Here is a 19,849-nt window from a genome sequence, read left to right on the forward strand (position 1 = left end):
ACCGCTGTGGCCGCTGCCCGCTGACCGGCCTCCGGTACTGCCGTGGCCGCTGATTGCCGACCGACCACCGGTATCGCTGTGGCCGCTGCCCGCTGAACGACCGCCGGTACCTCTGTAGCCGCTTCCTGACGACCGGTGTCCGGTACCGCTGTGGCTGCTGCCTGGTGACCGGCCTCCGGTATGGCCGCTGCCTGGTGACCGCCCGTCGGTTCCGGCGTGGCCGCCAACTGCCGACCGAGCACCGGCACGGTCGTGGCCGCTGTCCGCTGATCGGCCTCCGGCACCGCTGTGGTTGCCGACCGCTGAACGACCGCCGGTACGGGCGTGGTCGCTGCCCGGGGATCGGCCTCCGGCACCGCTGTGGCTGCCGACCGTGGCCCCACCACCGGTACCGCCGTGGCCGCTGCCCGCTGAACGACCGCCGGTCCCGCTGCCTGCCCATCGACCGCCGACACCGGCGTGGCCACCGCCTGCGGCGAAACCGGCGGCGTGACCGCAGCGGCTGACCGCTGCACGACCGGCTCCGACGCGGCAGCCGACCGCCGGGCGACCACCGGCCCGGCGGCGACCGTCCCGCCACCACCCGACCCGGCCGCCGACCCAGCCCCGTCCAACCCGGGCCGCAGAGCGACCGTGAGCTGATCGTCCCCCGAGTGCGCACCGGCCTCCCCGGTGTGCCGGACCACCCCGTGCATCACCCCCGCCGGAGCACCGGGCAGCACGGCGTGCCCCAACTGCCCGCCCAGCGTGTGGTCCTGCCACGACGCCAACCCGTCCCGGAACCGCAGCCCGTCACCCACCGCGATGCCCGCCCGCCCGATCACCCCGTCCATCGGCCGAACCGCGCGCCAGCCACCGGCCGGAGGACGCCGCACGGGCTCCGGCGTCCCGGCCACGGCCCTGCGGCGGAACCTGTCCCAGAAACCCACCACCTCACCCCCCTTCGTTCACCCTGGTGTTGATGCGCGCGATCTCACGGACCCAGCGCCTGCGCTCGTGGTGCTCCATGTCCACGATCGAGTCCCACGACCAGTGGAAGTGGTAGGCCACGTACGCGACCTCCTCGTGCAGGCGGTCGGCCGCGTACGTCACGATTCCCCCAGGCGACCACCGGCCAGGTCGACCTCGAACCCGCTGCCGCACGACGGGCACGTCACCCCGGCGCGGGTGTGCCCCTCGCTGTTGATCCGCCGGTAGAAGTCCTGCAGGAACGCGATGTCCGTGGCGTACATGCGCTCCACCACACCCACGTTCACCTCGTCGACCGTGCCCAGCTCGGTGATCACCACGCTGAGCAGCAGCACGCTGAGGTAGCCCGGGTTCTCCTTGACCCGCAGGTCGATCTGCGGCCGCAGCTCGTCCCGAGCCGTGGCCAGCCGCATCCGGCCGGCCCGGTGCACCACGCCCTCCGCGTCCACGTACCCGCGCGGCAGCTCGAAGTCGAACTCGGTGCGCAGCGCGGGTTCCCGCGCCACCACCGCCCGCTGCCCGCTCTCGACCGGTTCGGCCAGCTCGTCCAACGAGTCCAGCCCGATCACCCGCCGCCTCATCAGTCCTCCAGGGTGATGTCCTCGAAGGTGATGGTCACCTTCTCGATCGCCGCGCTCGACTCGCCCGCCTTCAGCGACGGGCCCTCCCACTTGCTGACCCACCCGTTGACGAGGTTCAGCCGCCGCTCCGTCTCGCCCTTGCTGTTCATGATCTCGATCGTGATGTTCTGGCGCGCCGTCTCGACGTCACCTTTGTTCACCGTCTCCTTGAGCCACTTGGTGAACTCCTTGCTCTTGTCCATCCCCCTGGTCACGGTGATCTCGCCGCCCTTGCGCGCACCCGGCTGCTTGCGCAGCAACGGCTTGCCCTGCGGGGTCACCTGCGAGATCTCGACCACGTCCTCCTCGATGGTCACCCCGCTGACCTCCTGCAACGACTCGACCATGTACGCGCCGAGCTGGAGGCCGAAGATGTGGGTGGAGAGAGCGTCGCCGTCTGCCATGGCTGGTGCCGCCTTTCGGTGCTACTCGCTGACGAGGCTGGTGTTGTCGGAGAACTGGGAGAGCCGGAAGACCACGAACTCGGCGGGCTTCACCGGCGCCACGCCGATCTCGCACACCACCTGGCCGAGGTCCACCGACTCCGGCGGGTTGTTGTCCCGGTCGCACTTCACGTAGAACGCCTCGTCCGGCGTGCGGCCGAACAACGCGCCCTGACGCCACTGCTCGGTGAGGAACGCGGTGATGTTGCGCCGGATGCCCGCCCACAGCCGGTCGTCGTTCGGCTCGAACACGACCCACTGCGTGCCCAGGAGGATCGACTCCTCCAGGAAGTTGAACAGCCGCCGCACGTTCAGGTAGCGCCACGCCGGGTCGGACGACAACGTGCGCGCACCCCAGATGCGGATGCCCCGGCCGGGGAACGTGCGCACGCAGTTGACGCCCACCGGGTTCAGCAGGTCCTGCTCGCTCTTGCTCAACGCGAGCTCCAGGTCCACCGCACCGCGGATCACCTCGTTGGCGGGAGCCTTGTGCACGCCCCGCTCGGCGTCGCTGCGCGCCCAAACCCCGGCGACGTGACCGGACGGCGGCACGAGCGTGTTCCGGCCACCGACCGGGTCGAACACCTTGATCCACGGGAAGTACAGCGTGGCGTACCGCGAATCGTGGTTCGCTTCCTCCATGCGCCACTTGTGCACCCGCTGCGCCGACATGCCGGGCGGCGCGTCCAGCACCGCGACCCGGTCGCCCATCTGCTCGCAGTGCGAGATGACGGCGGCCTGCACCGTCTGCACGCCCTCCAAGTCGATCAGACCGCGCTGGTAGGCGCTCATCAAGTCCGGCACCGCGACCATGGTGACCTCGTCCACGTTCTCCAGACCGCCGAACCCGGTCCGCGCCGCCGCGTCGCCGACGTACTCCTGCGCGTCCAGCGCGACGGCCTTGGGCGCCTTGGGCGCCTTCGGCGCGGGCACCGCCACCGACTGCTTGTCCGGCCGGGCCAACGCGCTGGTCGACCGCTCGGCGACCTCGATCAGCTTCGACCGCTCGGCCACCTGCGTCACCACGTAGTTCTTGAGGTTCTTGCGGGTGGACACCTCGAACGTCTCCACCACCTTGTCGCCCTGGCGGACCAGCAGCTTGAAGCGGTCGTCCGGCGGGTTCTCGCCGTCGGCGTCGGCGACCTCCACGGAGAGGTCCGGACCGGCGGAAGGCAGCGCGGAGACCCGCAACCCGCCCAGCGTCACGGGCGTCGCGGCAGCGGGCTCGGCATCGGCGTCACCGGCCGGACCACCCACCCGCACCACGTACGCCGCACCGCCGCCGTTGGCGAAGTAGCCGTAGACGGCGTGCGGCAGGTAGGCGTCCTCGACGAAGCCGCCGAACTCGCGCACGTACTGGTTCCAGTTGGCGACCCGGGTCGGCTCGTGGAACGGACCGCGTTCGGCGAAGCCCACGAAGGCCGCCACCGCGGTGCCGACCCCCTCGATCGGGCGCGCACCGGTCTGGACCTCCTCCACGTACACGCCGGGCGAGAGGTACTGCGGCATGGTCGCTCCTTCTCTGCTCATCCGCTCCGGTCTCCCGGTCTGGCACCACAAGCCTCGCGCCCGCGACCCGGTCGCGGCAGGACCGGCGGTCCCTGCCCCGGGCACTCCCGTTGCCCCAACAGGCAACCGGGTCCGGTGTCAGCCGGCCGCGTCGACCGCCAGCCACGGCCCGAACTCGCCGGCCAGCACGAGCCGGCCCAACTTGCGGTACTCCTGCTGCACGGCGGCGATCACGTCGACCATCCGCACCGGCCGCGCACCGGCCGCGGCGAGGTAGGCGGCGGTCACCGCGCACGCCCGGATCGACCCGCCCGCGAGCTCGAACCGCTCCGCGCAGAACGCCAGGTCCACGTCGTCCGCCCGCGGCACCCGGTCGCCCAGGCAGCGGTCCCACAACGCGAGCCGCTGCGCGGCGTCCGGCACCGGGAAGTCGGCGATCACGTCGATCCGCCGGGTGAACGCCTCGTCCATGTTGGACCGCAGGTTCGTCGTCAGCACCGCGATGCCGTCGAAGGACTCCATGCGCTGCAACAAGTACGCCGACTCGGTGTTGGCGTGCCGGTCGTGCGCGTCGTTCACCTCCGACCGCTTGCCGAACACGGCGTCCGCCTCGTCGAACAACAGCACCCCGTGCACACCCGCGGCCTCGGTGAAGATCCGCTCCAGGTTCTTCTCCGTCTCGCCGATGTACTTGTCCACCACCGACGACAGGTCCACCACGTACAGGTCCATGCCGACCGCTCCGGCCACCACCTCGGCCGACATCGTCTTGCCCGTGCCGGACTCGCCGGCGAACAACGCCACCACCCCGCGTCCCCGCCCACCGCCGGGACGCATCCGCCACTGCCCGAGGACCCGGTCACGGTGCCGTGCGCGCATCACCAGCTCGTCCAACTGGCGCCGGGTCGGCTCGGGCAGCACCAGGTCGTCCCAGTCCACGGCCGGGGTGATGCGCCGGGCCAACTGCTCCAGTCCCGCACCGCTCTGCGCCCTGACCCCGGCTCGGACGTGCGCCAACCCGACCGGCCGATCCTCCACCACGGCCAACCGCGCCGCCGCCGTCACCGCGCGGTCCACCTCGTCCGCGCCCAGCCGGTAGCCCGCCAGGTCCTCGACGAGCGCGGGATCGGCCGCCGTGCCGGTGACGTCCGCGAGCGCCCGTGCCCAGCGCTCGGCCCTGCGGTCCGCGTCCAACGCCGGCACGGGCACCGACACCACCTGCCGCGACGTCCACCGCGGGTCCCAGTGCCGCCGGCTGTGCAGGACCAGCGGCACGTCACCCGACTGCGCGACGACGTCCCGGATGAGCGCGATCCGTTCGGGCAGCAGGGTGTCCAGCGGACCGAGCACCAGCCCCGCGCCCCGCAGCCGGGCTTCCCGGACCAGTGCGGCGACGGGCGGGTGGGCGCGGTCGGCCAGGGCCGCGACGTCCAGCACCACCGCGTCCCGGTTCGTCACGGCCAGGGCATCGACCGCGACGCGGGCCGCGTCACCGTCGGTGTCGCGGAGGTGGACGGTCGTGATGCCCCTGCCGAGCGCCTGGCCGATCCGGTGGGCCAGCGGGTCGGTCGTGGGACGGGCGGAGACCAGCCGCGCGGTGTCGCCGATGGCCGGGTCGGGCTCGTCGTCACCGAGGAGGTGGGCCACGACCCGGTCGGGCACGCGCAACGTCCGCGACAACGCGGGCCGCTCGTCGTCCCGGATCTCCAGCAGTCCCGCGGTGATCAGCGGCGCGGACCCCGCGAACCGGAACCGTGCCGCCCCGGCCGCCGGCAGGCCGCACAGCTCCAACGCCAACCCGACCGTCGCCCGGCGGCGCGTGACGTCGTCGTTGAGGTAGGCGTAGAGCCGTTCGAACCGGGCGTCGACGTCCGGCGCCATGGCCACCAGGAGGAAGTCGACGTCGACCGGCAGCAACCCGAACCGGCGTTGCACCGCCACCAACCGGGGACCGGGTTCCGGCACCAACGCGGCCAGCTCATCGAGATCCGGCTCGCCTTGCGGCGCCACCGGCTCGGCACGCCCGTCAAGCACCCGCCGCACCGCATCAGGAGTCAGGTAGAGCCCCCGATACGGATCATCGACCTCGGGCTCCTCCACCACCCTCCCCGCCACCGCCCGCCGGACCCGCCACTCCACCACCGCCAACCGCGCCCAGAGATACGCGAGGTCGGCTGCCCTTCCCGGTGTCGGCGTCGTCTCGGACTCCACCTTCGGCGTGGGAACCGTCGTAGTCATCGCACCACCCTGTCGTCGTGGTCGAGGAGGGCTCGGGCGGCCGCTCGCCGTTGGCCGCGACAGCGGGACGAGTCGGCGGCTGGACGGACAGCGGGCCGGCACCCCGCCACCCGCGGTGAGGTGGTCGGCCCCGGTGGTCGGGTGGTCAGCGGATCGGGGTGTTGCGGCGGCGGCGGTCGGGTGGGCGGGGGCGCGGGGGAGCGAAGCCGTGCTCGGGGGAGAGGCGGTCGCCGGGGCTGCGGTCGTCGGAGCCTTCGGGGCTGCTGCCTGGCCCGGTGTGCTCGGGACCCGTGTGCTCGGGCCCGGTGTGCTGTGGGTGGGTGTTGTGCGGGTTGTCGTCGTAGCGCAGGCGTCGGGGGGCGTTGTCGGGGTGGTCGACCAGGACGAGGCCGGCGTCGGCGGTAGGGGGTAGTGGGGTCAGGGGGCCGGCGACCGGGGCGGTCACGACGAGGTTGATGGCCGGTTTCAGCCGGCCGCCCAGGGCGGACCACACGTCGGTGGCGGCGCGGCCCTCGGAGACCGGGCCGCCCGACTCCACCAGTACCGTCAGGTCCAGGTCGGCCAGTGAGCCGGTCAGCCACTCCTCGGCCAGCCGGCTGTGGCAGGCCAGGCAGGCCAGTGCCTCGGACAGCAGGCGGTGTTCGTCCTGGGGGCGGTTGGTCCAGGCCGTGACCAGGTAGGACAGCCGGAACCAGCGGGGTGGTCGGCGGTGGGCCACCAGGTGGTCGCGGGCGAGGACTTCGAGGTTGCCCGTGCTGCGCCGGGTCTGGTCCTCGCGGATGTCGTAGAGGAACACGTTGACGGTGGGGGCGTTGCGGCGCGCGGTCCAGTCGGTGGTGGGTGCTTCGAACGCCAGCTCGCCGCCCCCGCCGGGGACGCCGCCGGCGTGGAGCAGGCGGCGGATGCCCTCGTCGACCTCGTGGATCACGGTGACCTCCGACGGCGGCAGTTGTGGGTGGGGTGCGGGCGGGCGGTCATCGGCGGCGCACCATGTCGGGTGGGCCGAACGAGCCCGGCACGACGAGGAAGTCGGTGGTGGCCGGGCGGAAGCCGGGGCCGGCGGCGGTGATCGTGCGCGGGCCGGTCTGGTCCTTGGCCAGGATCAGCAGTTGCGCGGTGAAACCGCCGTCCGGGCGGGGGGTGGTCGGGGTGGCGGCGGCGGTGATCCCCGGCGACCACGACAAGCGCACCGGCACGCCGGGTGGGAAGTCCACGCCGCGCACCGACGTCACGAAACCCGGCTCCCCGATCGGCGGCACGGCCTCGATCCGCGGCAACAGCACCCGCATCGGCGCGGAAGCCGCGTTGTCCGCCGGATCGGCATCGGTGCCCGAGGTGCGCAACGTCCCGCGCACCGTCGTCTCCAGAGCCGCGTCCGGCGCCAGCACGACCTGCACCACCTGCGACGCGCCCGGCGGCAGGTCCGGCACCGCGCACCCCGCGGTCGAACACCCCGGCGGCACCGAAGCCACCGGCACCTGAGCGGGCAGCGCGAAGTCCAGCCGCAGCCCCGTCGCCAACGCGCCGCCACCGTTGCGGACCGTGAAGATCGCCGTCGCCCGTCCGCCCACGTAGGACGGATTCGGCTGCACGACCACCGCCAGCGAAGGACCGGCCGATGGCACGGGCGCGGGAACAGGAGCCGGAGGAGGCGCAGGGACGACGGGGTCGCGCACCGGGACAGCGGTCGAAGCGGAGTTGTCGGACGGCAGCACGTCGACCACCGCCCCCGCCGCCGACCACGTCACGCTCCGCCGCCCGGCCACCAGCCCCACGACGTCGGCGACGACCTCCACCACCCCGCCGGGCTCCACCGCCCCGAGCACGCACCGCAACCCATCAACGTCGCACGACCCGCGCGACGGCCGCAAACCCCCCAACCGCACCCCCTCCGGAACGGCGACGGTCAGCTCCGTCCCCGGCGACACGGCCGGACCCCGGTTCACCACGCGCACCGCCACCGGCGTCACCACCCCGGTGCCCACCTCCCCGACCACCTCCGGAGCCTCCACCGCCAAGTCCACGGCACGCTGCCACGTCGGCTCCTTCTGCCGCCCCGGCAGGTCGGCGGTGATCGACCGCGCCGCCCCCGTCGCCACGTCGACCACGACCAACTCCTCCGGCGATGCCAGGTCACCCACCCGCCGCGCGGTCAGCACCACCCGGTCACCGCCCGGCGAGAACGACACGTCCCGGGGCTGGAACGGCCCCGAAGGCGGTGCGGTCACCGGTCCGGCGCACGTGCCGACCGACGGCAACAACACCCGGCACCCGTTGTCCGCCAACGACACCAGCAGCACGCCGTCCGCCTCCCGGTTGAACGCCAGCGTCCCCCCGTCCGGGCTGAACACCGAGCTGTCGTCGGTCACCTCGCAGTCGAACCCGCACACCGCCGCCGAAACGTCCCGCTGCCCGTCCCAGGTCCCCGCCCGCGCCGTCCACACGTGGTTGTCGCGCACTTCGCCGGTCGGGCCGTCGAAGACCCGGCCGCGGGTGAACGCGAGCGTGCCGCCGTCCGGCGACCACGCGGGCTGCGTGTCCTCCTGGTCGGCGGGTGCCGCCAACCGCCCCGCCACCGCACCGGTGGCCACCTCGACCACCACGATCCGGCTCAGGCCACCGTCCGGGCGCACCCCGCCGGGCGAGCGCCGCGCGAACGCGACGAACCGGCCGTCCGGCGACCACACGGCGTCGAACTCCCAGTCCGCGGGCTGCCGGTCGGCCACCGGCAGCCGCCGCGGCTCGCTCCCGTCGGCGTCCACCAGCCACAGCCGCTGCACCCGCCCGCCGTCGCCGTCCTCGAAGCGGCTGAGCACGATCGTCCGCCCGTCGGGGGAGTAGGACTGGCGCTGCGTCCACGGGTCGAACCCCGCGCGGGGCCGGAACAGCAGGTTCGGGTCGTCGACGCTCTCCGGGTCCTCCCGCAGCACCGCCACGCCGAGGTCGCGCGGGTCGGAGCCGTCCGGAAGGACGTCCTGCAGCGTCGCGGTGAAGTACGTCTCGGCGCTCGTGCGGGCCACCACCAGGTGCTCGCCGCCGGCGTCCACCAGCCACGTCGGCGAGCCGACCGCGCGGTTCTCCGCCAGCAGCAGGCCGGGCGCGGCGGTGACGGGCAGGCCCGGGCCGGTGTCGACCTGGTAGACCTTCTCCACGTCCGGGTCGGCCGGGCACGAGCACACCTGGTCGGTGGTGAGGAACAGCAGGCCCGTGCCGTCCGGTTTCCAGGTGGGCCACCGGCCGCGCCACCCGGCCTGGTCGCCGCCCAGCAGCGGCACGCCGACCCGGCCGCCGTCGAGCACCCGCGGTCGCCGTTCGCCGCCGACGTCCAGGGTGTAGGCGATGCGGTCGTCACGCGGGTTCCAGTCCGGCTCGCCCGCGTCGCCGTCGGGTTCGTCGGTGACCCGGGTGACCCGGCCGCCGCCCACCGGCACCCGGTAGATCTCCCGGCCGCCGTCGCGGTCACCGGAGAACGCGACGGTCGCGCCGTCCGGGGAGAACGTCGGCCACGACTCGTCGGACGGGGTGTCGGTCAGCCGCCGCAACCCCGTGCCGTCCACGCCGACCAGCCACAGGTCGCGCCGCTCGCCGGCGCGGGAGTCGAACACCACCGTCCGCAGGTCCGGCGACAACCGCGGGTGGCCCGCGTCGAGGCCTTCGGTGAGCTTGCGCACCGAGCCGTCCGACGCGCGCAGGTACACCTGGGGCCGGGGGCCGTCACGCAGGCTGGTGAACACGAGGAGGTCGCCGCGCGCGGACACGTGGTCGTCGTGGTGCGCGGGTCCCGCGCCGAGCAGCGGATCGGTGGGCCGCAACCGGTCGGGCACGGGTCCGGCGAGGACGCCGAGGCTGCGGTGCCCGGTACCGGTGTAGGCGATCCGGCCGGACACCGGGTCGTCCTGGAGCACCGACGCCGACACCGAGGTGGTGACGTCGTGCACCACGACGACCGCGGCGGTCAACGCCACCACCGCGCCGATCGTGGCCAGGGGTCGGGTCGGCAGCCAGCTGGACAAGGTGCCACCTCCGTCTGGTTCGGGTGCGGGCAATCGTGGTCCGGCGCGCCCGGCGGCACGGAGGTCCGCGCGGGCACGGTCGGGGCACGGCTGGAGGGCGTTCGGGCAAGTCAGATCAGGCCGTGCCGCATGGCGTGGCCGACGGCGTGCGCGCGGTTGCGCAGTTGCAGCCTGGTGGTGACCTCGTGCAGGACGTTCTTCACCGTCCGCTCGGAGAACGACGTCCTGGCGGCGATCTCGGCGGTGTCGAAGCCTTCCGACACCAGGCGCAGCATGTCCACCTCCCGCGCGGTGAGCGTGGACAGCGACGGGCCGTTCGGGTCGAGCACGCTGCGCTGCAACCGGCCCACGTGGTCGAGCAACGTGCCGAGCAGGTCGCCGGGCAGCACCGCTTCGCCCTTCGCCAGCGCGGACACCGTGCCCACCAACCGGTCCTGGTCGGCCTCGGCCCGCCGGAGCACGGCCGTGACGCCGCAGTCGATCGTCGTCTGGAGGGCGTCCTGGTCGAAGCGGCCCACCACCAGGCCGATGCGCGTGGCCGACGACCGCCGCAGCCGGCGCAGCAACCGCGTCGTCTCGTCGTCGACGCGGTCCACCACGACGAGCGACACGGTGGCCTCACGCCCTTCGTCCGGCCGCACGACCTCCACCTCGGGGCGCGGTCGGAGCTGGTGCGTGATCCCGGCCTTCAGCACGGGGTCCTCGGCGTACACGGCCACCGGAATCCTGCTCATGCGACCCTCCCTGGGGCAACGGCCGGACCGCACGGCCGGCGACCTCGTCGTCACCGATCCTGCTGCCGCGGCGGGGTTCGCGGGCACCGGCGTGAGGGCTTCGGTGCACGGGTTTGCCCGTATGGTGCCCTTTTCTCCCTGTCGGCCGCGGGTGCGCCGTGCCTACCGTTTCCGGGGTGACCACAACGACCGAGTTCGGTCTCCCCACCGTGGTTGTCACGCCCGGTCAGGAGACCAGCACGACGATGACGGTGCGCAACGACAGTGACATCGTCGAGGCGTACGAGTTCGAGGTGGTGGGCGGGTGCGCCCCCTGGACCACCGTCGAACCGGCACGGCTGTCGCTGTACCCCGGGACGTCGGAGCAGGTGGCCATCGTGCTGCGCCCGCCCCGATCACCCGAGGTGCGCGCGGGCGAGGTGCCGCTCGGGGTGCGCGTCGTGCCCGCCGAGCGGCCGGAATCGGTGGTCGTGACCGAGACCACGGTGATCGTCGAGCCGTTCGCGAAGCAGCGGGCCCGGCTGATCCCCAAACGCCGCCGTGCGTGGCGCAGCGCGCGCTACCGCGTCGAAGTGCTCAACGACGGCAACACACCGACCGTCGTGACGCCCGCGTTGCCCGAGGCCGACGACCACCTCAAGCACACCGTCACCACCGCACCGACCACTGTGGACCCCGGCGGGCGGGCCGAGCTGGACGTGCGCGTGCGGGTGGTGAAGCTGCTGTGGTTCGGCAAGCCCGCGGTGTGGCCGGTGCGGCTGGACGTGGTGGCGCTGGCGGCGGACGAGCGGCACGAGCACGAGCTGGCCGGGGAGCTGGTGCAGCTGCCCATCCTGTCCAAGTGGCTGCTGTCGCTGCTCGGCGCCCTGCTGGCGCTGCTGCTGGCGTGGCTGCTGCTGGTGCGGCCCGCGGTGCTCAGCGCGGCACGGGAAGCCGCCGACGGCCGCGCCCAGGAGATCGCCGAGGCCGTGGAGCCGCAGGCCGGCCCGGTCGACGAACCGGGCGGCGCGGCGGACCAGCCGGCCGCCGGTGAACCGGGCCAGGGGCAGGGACAGGGCCGGGGCACGGTGGGCGGCGGTGGCGAGCAGAGCTCCGGCACGGTCGAGGTCCGCACGAACGCCGGCCAGCAGGCGACCGGCACCTACGTCGTCCCGGCGGGCAAGGTCTTCCACATCACCGACATCGTGCTGGCCAACCACCAGGGCGACGAGGGCGTGCTGACGATCGCGTTCGGGGAGCGCACGATCACCGTGATCGCGCTGGAGACCTTCCGCAACCAGGACTACCACTGGGTGACGCCGATCGACATCCCGGAGAACGGCACGGTCACCGCCACGGTCGCCTGCGCCAAGCCCGGCACCCCGGCGAACGGCCGTCAAGCCGAGCAGTGCTCGCAACTGCTCAACGTCAGCGGCGAGCTGGGCGACATCGCCGGCTGAGACCACCGCAGCGGACACGTGACCGCCGCGCACCCCTTCGGGTGCGCGGCGGAAGTCGTGCCCGGGGCTCACCGCCGGGAGCGGCGGTTCCACTCGTCGAGCAGGGCGTCGATCCAGGCGAGCATCAGCTCGACCGTGGCGTGGTCGCCGCGGGCGCGGTAGTGGCGCAGGTCGCCGCTCGCCGCGGTCAGCTCGAACCGCAGGTCGCACGACGAGATGTCCTCGTAGGTCGGCTTCACGGCTCACGCGGCGGCGGGTTGCGCGCCGCCAACCGGAACGCCTCGATGTACTTGGGCAGCTCGACCAGCGCGCGCTCCCACGAGCCCGACATGACCTGACCGTCGAAGACCGCGTCGACCACGAGCCGGTCGACGTCGGGGCGGATGTCGTCGCCCGCCGCGTCCCGCAGCCGCCGCGACACCTCGATGCGGTGCGCGCGCGACCGGACGGCCTCCAGGGTCCGCTCCAGCTCGGCGACGACCCGCGCGGCCTCCTCCGGCTCCACCACCAGCCACCCCTTGGCCGCCAGGCCGAGGACCAGGTCGCCCGCGAACCTCTCGGGCGTGGGACCGTCCGCCACGCGACCTCCGTCCTCGTGGGACCACATCGCCTTCACACCTCCGCACCGGCACCGGGGCCGGTACCGGTCCTCCGGAGACCCCCGTCCGTTCGGCGGCAGGGAGCCGGCTTGAGCCCACCACGCCGCACGGGTGCGCCGGAAGGCCGGCGGCGCAGGTCTGCCCGTCCGTACCCGGGCTGGTGGTCGCCCGCACGCCCTCGTTCGGCCGAACGGGTGATTGGGCGTTCGTCCTCGCGGCCACCGGAACGGCCGTTCCGCACGACCGCCGCGGCGGCGGCGCGTCCACTGTGGAGCGGTGCGGGACCGGCCGGGTGACGGTCCCGCACCGCCTCGGGTCACGGCGTCCAGCGGACGTTCGGGTTGAGCCGGCCGGACCAGTCGAAGACCGCCATGTTGTCCCAGCCGTTGCCGCTGCCGGCGATGTCGGCGGGGTCCCAGCCGTTGCCGGGGACGGCGTACCAGGTCGGTTCCCAGTAGAAGACGCCGATCGCGCCCGCGTTGCGCGCGGTGTTCTGCACGTGGGTGAAGTTGGTGGCCTGGCCGGACCACGTCAGCGGGTAGCCGCTGCAGCCGGTGGTGATGGAGTTGCCCGTGCCGTCGGCGTTCCCGGTGGTGAACGGGTAGGCCGTCTCCGCGAGCACGACGTTCCTGCCGTAGCGGGAGCGCACGTCGGTGATGACGTTGTAGAGGGTGCTCAGCGTGCCGTGCCACATGCAGTAGTACGACAGGGCGGTGATGTCCCAGGCGACGCCCTTGGCCCGGATGCCGTCGTAGAACCAGCGCGCGTGGTCGAGGCTGTCGGCGTTCGCCGTGTGGATCATGACCTGGGTGCCGCTGTTGCACGCCTTGGTCGCGTTGTACCCGGCCTTGAGCAGCAGGCTGAGGTTGGTGAAGTCGTTGTTCACCACCTTGCCGTCGTTCCACAGCATGCCGACGTTGATCTCGTTGCCGATCTGCACGCTGTCCGGCGTGGTGCCCTGCGCCTTGAGGCTGCTGCACACGTCGTGGGTGTAGTTGTAGACGTCGGTCTGGAGTTGGCCGATCCCGTGGTCGGCCCACGCCGCCGGCTTGTACTGCTTGCCCGGGTCGGCCCACGTGTCGGAGTAGTGGAAGTCGACCAGCAGCTTGAGACCCCTGGCCTTCACCGACCTGGCGTAGGCCAGCACCTTGGCCTTGTTGTTGTAGCCGCTGCGCGGGTTGTTCCACACGCGCAGGCGGATGTAGTTGACGCCCGCGCCCTTGAGGATGTCGAGCGGGTCCCGGGCGACGCCGGACGCGTCGTAGTACTTCGCCCCGAGGTCCAGCGCGCGTTGCGCGGTCGAGACGTCGGCTCCGAGCATGCTCAGCGTGCCGGCCGCGGACACGGCCGGGGTGAGCGTGGTCAGCGGCAGGGCGGCGGTCGCCAGGGCGAGGACGGCGCGGGCCGTCCGGTGGGATCCGGACATCCGATCTCCTTTGATCGACGGTGCCGGCGGCAGGCTGTGAACGTGCACACTATGAAAGCGCAGACGACGTGCCGCCTCAAGGCCTCATCTCGACCTGAACACTGGGAGCGTGCACACCACCGCCTCCGGACCGCCCGCTCCTCCCCGACGGATCAGCGGGGCGTGGTGCCCCTGAGGCGGGTGAGGAACTCGGCGTTGTCGTTCGTCTTGCGCAGGCCGTCGAGCAGCACGTCGAGCGCGTCCTCCTGGCCCGCCAGCACGCGCCGCAGCAGGCGGGTGGCGACGGCCTCGCCGGGCGTGAGCAGGAGGTCCTCGCGGCGGGTGCCGGACTGGTGGACGTCCACCGCCGGGAACACCCGCCGGGCGGCGCTCCGGCGGTCCAGGCGCAGCTCGGCGTTGCCGGTGCCCTTGTACTCCTCGAACAGCAGCGTGTCGCCCGCCGAGCCGGTCTCGACCAGCGCGGTGGCGATGACCGTCAGCGAACCGCCGCCCTCGACGTTGCGCGCCGCGCCCAGGAACCGCTTGGGCGCGGTGAGGGCGCCGGCGTCCACGCCGCCGGACAGGGTCCGCCCGCCGGTGGGCGCGGCGAGGTTGTAGGCGCGGCCCAGCCGGGTCGCCGAGTCCAGCAGCACCACCACGTCCCGGCCCAGCTCGACCAGGCGCTTGGCCCGTTCGACGGCCAGTTCGGCCAGCGCGGTGTGGTCGCGGGGCGGGTGGTCGAACGTGGCCGCGACGACCTCGGCAGGCACGGCCCGGGCCAGGTCGGTGACCTCCTCGGGCCGTTCGCCGACCAGGACCAGCATCAGGTGGCACTCCGGGTGGTTCTTGGCGATCCCGTGCGCGATCGACCGCAGCACGGTCGTCTTGCCCGCCTTGGGCGGCGCGACGACCAGCGCGCGCTGCCCCTTGCCGATCGGCATCAGCAGGTCGACCACGCGGGTGGTCAGCTCGTGCGGCTCCGTCTCCAGCCGCAGCCGCTCCTGCGGGTGGGTGGGCACCAGGTCGGCGAAGGCGGGCCGCGCGGGGGAGTGGCGCGGGTGCGCGCCGTTGACGGCCTCCACCGTGACCAGCGCGGGCGGCCCGTCCTCGCGGGGCGCGGGCGCGGCCCGGCCGTGCACCTCGTCGCCGCGGCGCAGCCCGTGCTCGGCCACCAGGCGCGGCGTGACGGTGACGTCCCGCGGGCCCGGCAGGTAGCCGCCGGCGCGCAGCACGGTCCGGCGGTCCACCGCGTCGAGGACGCCGGAGACGAGCCGGGTGTGGGTGATGTCGTGGTGTGTCAAGGGTTCTCTCCCTGATCGGGGAATGGTGGGATGCGCGGCCACGCCGCGGTGCGAACCGGGGGAGACGTCGGGAAAGGCCGCGCGGGCCACGTCCGGACGAACCGGGGATTTCGCGGGACTCCGTGGGATGGGGCTGAAGCCGCCTACGGCCACGGGAACGAGATGACGGGCAGCATAGTCGCCGGTCGGGCCGATGCGCAAGAGCGTCCGGTGTGGACGGAGGTTGTCGCAGGTCAGGCGGGCGGCGGCGCGGTGCTCTCGCGGACCACCAGGCGGGTCGGCACGAGCGTGGTGCCCGCCTTGGCGCGACGGTGGTGGACCTGGCGCAGCACCCGTTCGACGCAGCGGCGGCCGACCTCGGTGAAGTCCTGGTGCACCGTGGTCAGCGGCGGGATGAACGACGTGCCGTCGGGGATGTCGTCGAACCCGACCACGCTGACGTCGCGCGGCACGACCTTGCCCTTCTCGTGGAACGCGCGCAGCAGGCCGAGCGCCATCTGGTCGTTGGCCGCGAACACGGCCGTGCAGCCGGGCTCGTCGGCCAGCGCCAGCCCCGCGCGGTAGCCGGAGTCGGCCGACCAGTCGCCGCGCCGCATCCCCGGCACGGCCGACCCCGCCTCGGTCAGCGTGGCGCGCCACGCCTCGGCGCGGCGTTCGGCGGCGTAGGAGTCCTCGGGGCCGGCCACGTGCCAGACGGTGCGGTGGCCGAGGTCGAGCAGGTGGCGGACGGCCTGGCGGGCTCCGTCGGCCTGGTCGGTGTCCACCACGGTGTAGCGGTCGCCTCCGTTGGAGTCCACGACCACGGCCGGGATGCCGAGCGGCAGCGTCATCGTGGCGGCGTCGAGGAGGTGGACCTCCATGATGACGATGACGGCGTCGACGGCGAGCTCGCCGAGGCGGGTGAACGCGCCCAGCACGCCGTCCTGGGTGGGCACGGCCACCGGGATCAGCGTGATGGCGTAACCCTCGTGCGCGGCGTGGTCCACAATGGCCTCCAGGGTGCGGCTGTTGCCGACCGAGGAGAGCGTGAACAGGATGACGCCGATCGTGCGGAACTCGCCGTACTTCAACGCGCGGGCCGCGCTGTTGGGCCGGTAGCCCAGGCGGCGCATCGCGTCCAGCACCTGCTCGCGGGTCGAGCCGACGACGCTGGGGTGGCCGTTGGACACCCGCGACACCGTCTGGGCCGACACGCCGGCCAGGCGGGCGACGTCGGCCATGGACACCCGGCGTGCGGGTGCGCGCCGGGCGGAGGGGTGCCGGGGTGTCCCGGACGTGGACTCCGTTGTCACGTCAGGGCTCCTTCCAGCGGTGGTCGTGACGCTTGGTCACTATAGCCGGTGCGCGCCGATCGTTGTTTGCGCAAACATCGCGTCACGCCTCCGTGTGACCCAGCAGTGGTTCCGGCACGAACCGGGCGGTGGGCTCGGTCAGCGCGGCGAGTTCGAGCACGACCAGCTCGTTGCCGCCCGCGCGCAGCACCGGACCGGGCGCGTAGAGCGTGCGCTGCGGACCGCGCGACCAGTAGCGGCCGAGGCAGAAGCCGTTGACCCACACCACCCCGCGCCCCCAGCCGCCGGTGTCCAGGTGCAGGTCGGCGGGCCGGTCGAGGTCGAAGCGGGCGCGCAGCAGCACGGGCCCCGCCACCGGCCCGTCGACCGCCGCGGCCGGGTCCGGGTCGGGCCACGCCGGCGGCGGGGTGTCCAGGACGAGCGGCAGCACGTCCCACCCGGCCACCGGGCGGCCGGCCAGGGTCGCGCCGCCGACGACGCCCTTGGGCTCACCGATGCGCGGCCCGTAGTTCACCCGGCCGTGGTCCTCGACCAGGATGGTCAAGTCACCGACGGCGCGGTGCAGCCCGAGCGCGCGCTGGTGGTGCTCGCGCATCAGCGTGCCGACCGGTTGGCCGTCGAGGAACACCGAGGCGTGGTCGCGCACCTCGCCGAAGCACAGCACGGCCGGTCCGGGCACGTCGACCCGGGTGGTCGCCAACGCCAGCCGCGGCGTGCCGCCCAGGTCGTCGAGGACGGGCAGGGCGTCGTGGCGCTGCCAGGCGTCCCAGTGCTTCGCCGCGTCCAGCAGCGCCACCGGGTCGGTCAGCGGCACGGAGAACCGCGGCGCGGGGGCCGCGGCGGGCGGCGGTTCGCCGGGCACGTCGTGGTAGCGGGCGATGACCTCGCGGAAGGCGTGGTACTTGGCGGTCGGGTTGCCCGCCTCGTCCAGCGGCGCGTCGTAGTCGTAGGACGTGGTGGTGGGCTGGTAGGTGCCCTTGTCGTTGGCGCCGCTGGTGAAGCCGAAGTTCGTGCCGCCGTGGAACATGTAGAGGTTGACCGACGCGCCGGCGGCCAGGAGGGCGTCCAGCTCGGCGGCGCTGTCGGCGGCCGACGTGGTGTGGTGGTGGCCGCCCCAGTGGTCGAACCAGCCGTTCCAGAACTCCGCGCACATCAACGGCCCGGTGGGCTGGTGGCGGCGCAGCGCCGCCAGCCGCTCGGCGGCGCGCGAACCGAAGGACGCGGTCCGGTGCAGGCCCTCCAGGCTGCCCGCCGCCAGCATCCCGTCCGCGGGCTGGTCGATCGTGGTCAGCGGCACGGTGATGCCGGCGTCGCGGGTGTGCTCGGCCAGCGCCTTGAGGTAGGTCTTGTCGTCGCCGAACGCGCCGTACTCGTTCTCCACCTGCACCAGGATCACGGGTCCGCCGTGCTGCACCTGCAACGGCGCGACGATCTCGTACACCCGGTCGAGGTACCGGCGCACGGCGGCGAGGTAGCGGGGCTCGGAGCGCCGCACGCCGACGTCGGGGTCGCGGAACAGCCAGGCGGGCAGGCCGCCGTTGTCCCACTCGGCGCAGATGTAGGGGCCGGGCCGGACGATCGCGTGCAGACCCGCGTCGGCGACCAGCCGCAGGAACCGGTCGAGGTCGAGCCCGCCGGTCAGGTCGAAGGTGTCCGGGTCGGGCGCGTGGGCGTTCCAGGCGACGTAGGTCTCGATCGTGTTCAGGCCCATGCGCCTGGCCTTGTCGATGCGGTCGGCCCACTGGTCGGGGTGCACGCGGAAGTAGTGCAGGGCCCCGGACAGGATGCGGAACGGCCTGCCGTCGAGCAGGAAGTCGCGCTCGCCGATGCTGAACTCGGGCACGGGGGTGGGTGGTCCTTCCGGGTGGGCACGGGTGCGTGCGGGTGGGGGCGGGACGGCCGGGCCCGGCCGTCCCGCCGTCGGGTCAGCCGGTCGTGACCGTGAAACCCTGCTGGTTGCCGTAGTCGGCCAGCGCCTTCTGCCAGTCCGCCAGCCCGGTGTCGAGCGACTTGCCCTCGGCGTAGGACTTGCCGACGGTGTCGCCGAAGACGCTGTTGGCGTAGAGCTGGTAGGGCAGGTAGCTCCAGCCCGGCACGACCTGGCCCGCGGCGGCGGTCAGGGTTCGGTTGATCTGCTGACCGCCGAAGTAGTCCGACGCCTCGTCCGTGAACGCGGGGGACGCCAGGTCCGCCTTCGTCGCCGGGAAACCGCCGCTCTCCAGGAACGGCTTGACGCCGTTGCCGTTGTTGAGCCAGCGCACGAACCCGGCCGCGAGCGCGGGGTTGGCGCTCTGCTTGAGCACGGACTGGCCGCCGCCGCCGTTCTCGGCGGTGATCGGCGTGCCGCCGTCGTAGGTGGGCATCGGCGCGACGGCCCACTTGCCCGCCCCGTCCTCGACCGAGGACTCCAGCACGCCGGGCATCCACGCGCCGGTCACCAGCGTGGCGATCGTGCCGTCGCCCAGCGCCTTGTACCAGGCGTCCGACCAGCCCGGGATCGACGAGACCAGCTTCTTCTCCACCAGTTGGTTCCAGGTGGCGGTCCACTTCCTGACGCCGGCGTCCTGGAGATCGATCCTGACGTTCCTGCCGTCGGTGGTGAACGGCTTGCCGCCGGCCTGCCAGATCATGCTGGTGGCGAAACCCGCGTCACCCGTGTCGGAGGTGATGTACTTGGTCGGGTCGGCGGCGTGCAGCTTCTCCGCCGCCGCCACGTACTCGGCCCAGGTCTTGGGCACGGTGATGCCGTGCTGGTCGAACAGCTGCTTGTTGTAGAACAGGGCCATCGGACCGGAGTCCTGGGGCAGGCCGTACAGCCCGCCGCCGACCTTGACCGAGTTCCAGGTGGAGGGGGTGTAGTCGTCCTCGAACGCCTGGAAGCCGTACTGGCCGAGGTCGACCAGCGCGCCGGTCATGGCGAACTGGGGCAGTGCCTGGTACTCGACCTGGGCGACGTCGGGTGCGCCCGAGCCGGCCTTGATGGCGTTCTGGAGCTTGGTGTAGTGGTCGTTGCCGGTGCCCGCGTTGACGTAGTTCACCTTGACGTTCGGGAACTCCTGCTGGAACGCGGCGACCTGGGCCTTCGCCGAGGGGGTCCAGCTCCAGTAGGTGAGCTCGCCGCCTGCCTTCAGAGCGGCGTCGACCGCGTCCTGGGTGCCCGTGGCGCCACCTGCGGGCGCGGTGCCGCCGTCGCCGGACGAGCAGGCGGAGAGCGCGGTGGCGAGAGCGGTGGCCAGGACTGCGGCCACCTGGCGGCTGCGCCGGGTGGGTGACATGGGTGGAGTCCT

The 19,849-nt window shown here is 73.1% G+C and carries 16 protein-coding genes; 1 reads left to right on the plus strand and 15 read right to left on the minus strand.

The genetic code is table 11. The features are described 5' to 3' along the window. Positions 1 to 933: 933 nt before the first annotated feature. The 8 genes from FHX81_RS40975 to FHX81_RS36870 all read right to left on the minus strand — a co-directional run bounded on the left by FHX81_RS40975 (position 934) and on the right by FHX81_RS36870 (position 10,526). On the minus strand, positions 934 to 1,092 hold the full coding sequence (locus FHX81_RS40975; protein ID WP_170232305.1) for a DUF6760 family protein: 159 nt from the start codon (positions 1,090 to 1,092) through the stop codon (positions 934 to 936). After that, a complete protein-coding gene (locus tag FHX81_RS36840) occupies positions 1,089 to 1,550 on the minus strand; it encodes a hypothetical protein (protein ID WP_141983090.1) in 462 nt (153 codons plus the stop codon). Before FHX81_RS36840 ends, FHX81_RS40975 begins: the two co-directional genes overlap by 4 nt. Continuing rightward, entirely contained in the window at positions 1,550 to 1,993 is a 444-nt protein-coding gene (locus FHX81_RS36845) for a phage tail protein (protein WP_033440650.1), read from the minus strand. Before FHX81_RS36845 ends, FHX81_RS36840 begins: the two co-directional genes overlap by 1 nt. Before the next feature lie 21 nt (positions 1,994 to 2,014). Further along, entirely contained in the window at positions 2,015 to 3,541 is a 1,527-nt protein-coding gene (locus FHX81_RS36850) for a phage tail sheath family protein (RefSeq protein ID WP_141983091.1), read from the minus strand. Positions 3,542 to 3,679: 138 nt separating this feature from the next. Further along, entirely contained in the window at positions 3,680 to 5,779 is a 2,100-nt protein-coding gene (locus tag FHX81_RS36855; RefSeq protein WP_141983092.1) for an ATP-binding protein, read from the minus strand. A gap of 145 nt (positions 5,780 to 5,924) precedes the next feature. Continuing rightward, positions 5,925 to 6,707, minus strand: a complete 783-nt coding sequence (locus FHX81_RS36860) for a Pvc16 family protein (protein WP_141983093.1) — start codon at positions 6,705 to 6,707, stop codon at positions 5,925 to 5,927. Positions 6,708 to 6,753: 46 nt separating this feature from the next. Then, a complete protein-coding gene (locus FHX81_RS36865) occupies positions 6,754 to 9,792 on the minus strand; it encodes a hypothetical protein (RefSeq protein ID WP_246108149.1) in 3,039 nt (1,012 codons plus the stop codon). 110 nt (positions 9,793 to 9,902) lie between these two features. Beyond that, entirely contained in the window at positions 9,903 to 10,526 is a 624-nt protein-coding gene (locus FHX81_RS36870; RefSeq protein WP_141983094.1) for a helix-turn-helix transcriptional regulator, read from the minus strand. Between the two features lie 176 nt (positions 10,527 to 10,702). On the opposite strand from FHX81_RS36870, the gene FHX81_RS36875 reads away from it, so the two are divergent. Beyond that, complete coding sequence (locus FHX81_RS36875; RefSeq protein ID WP_141983095.1) at positions 10,703 to 11,965, plus strand: COG1470 family protein; 1,263 nt, start codon at positions 10,703 to 10,705, stop codon at positions 11,963 to 11,965. A 68-nt stretch (positions 11,966 to 12,033) separates the two neighbouring features. Here FHX81_RS36875 and FHX81_RS40980 read toward each other — a convergent pair whose 3' ends face one another. The 7 genes from FHX81_RS40980 to FHX81_RS36905 all read right to left on the minus strand — a co-directional run bounded on the left by FHX81_RS40980 (position 12,034) and on the right by FHX81_RS36905 (position 19,837). Beyond that, the gene (locus FHX81_RS40980) at positions 12,034 to 12,204 is read right to left on the minus strand and encodes a hypothetical protein (RefSeq protein WP_170232306.1); all 171 of its coding nucleotides are present in this window, start codon (positions 12,202 to 12,204) and stop codon (positions 12,034 to 12,036) included. Beyond that, positions 12,201 to 12,545, minus strand: a complete 345-nt coding sequence (locus tag FHX81_RS36880; RefSeq protein ID WP_246108150.1) for a hypothetical protein — start codon at positions 12,543 to 12,545, stop codon at positions 12,201 to 12,203. Before FHX81_RS36880 ends, FHX81_RS40980 begins: the two co-directional genes overlap by 4 nt. A 335-nt stretch (positions 12,546 to 12,880) precedes the next feature. Continuing rightward, the gene (locus FHX81_RS36885; protein WP_141983097.1) at positions 12,881 to 13,990 is read right to left on the minus strand and encodes a glycoside hydrolase family 53 protein; all 1,110 of its coding nucleotides are present in this window, start codon (positions 13,988 to 13,990) and stop codon (positions 12,881 to 12,883) included. Positions 13,991 to 14,142: 152 nt separating this feature from the next. Continuing rightward, positions 14,143 to 15,270: a transcription termination factor Rho, short form gene (locus tag FHX81_RS36890; protein WP_342787245.1), complete on the minus strand. Its 1,128-nt coding sequence runs from the start codon at positions 15,268 to 15,270 to the stop codon at positions 14,143 to 14,145. Between the two features lie 233 nt (positions 15,271 to 15,503). Continuing rightward, entirely contained in the window at positions 15,504 to 16,490 is a 987-nt protein-coding gene (locus FHX81_RS36895; protein ID WP_141984336.1) for a LacI family DNA-binding transcriptional regulator, read from the minus strand. Between the two features lie 154 nt (positions 16,491 to 16,644). Further along, complete coding sequence (locus FHX81_RS36900) at positions 16,645 to 18,405, minus strand: glycoside hydrolase family 35 protein (RefSeq protein ID WP_141983098.1); 1,761 nt, start codon at positions 18,403 to 18,405, stop codon at positions 16,645 to 16,647. An 82-nt stretch (positions 18,406 to 18,487) separates the two neighbouring features. Beyond that, on the minus strand, positions 18,488 to 19,837 hold the full coding sequence (locus tag FHX81_RS36905; RefSeq protein WP_141983099.1) for an ABC transporter substrate-binding protein: 1,350 nt from the start codon (positions 19,835 to 19,837) through the stop codon (positions 18,488 to 18,490). Positions 19,838 to 19,849: the final 12 nt, after the last annotated feature.

The organism is Saccharothrix saharensis, assembly GCF_006716745.1.
GTDB lineage: Bacteria > Actinomycetota > Actinomycetes > Mycobacteriales > Pseudonocardiaceae > Actinosynnema > Actinosynnema saharense.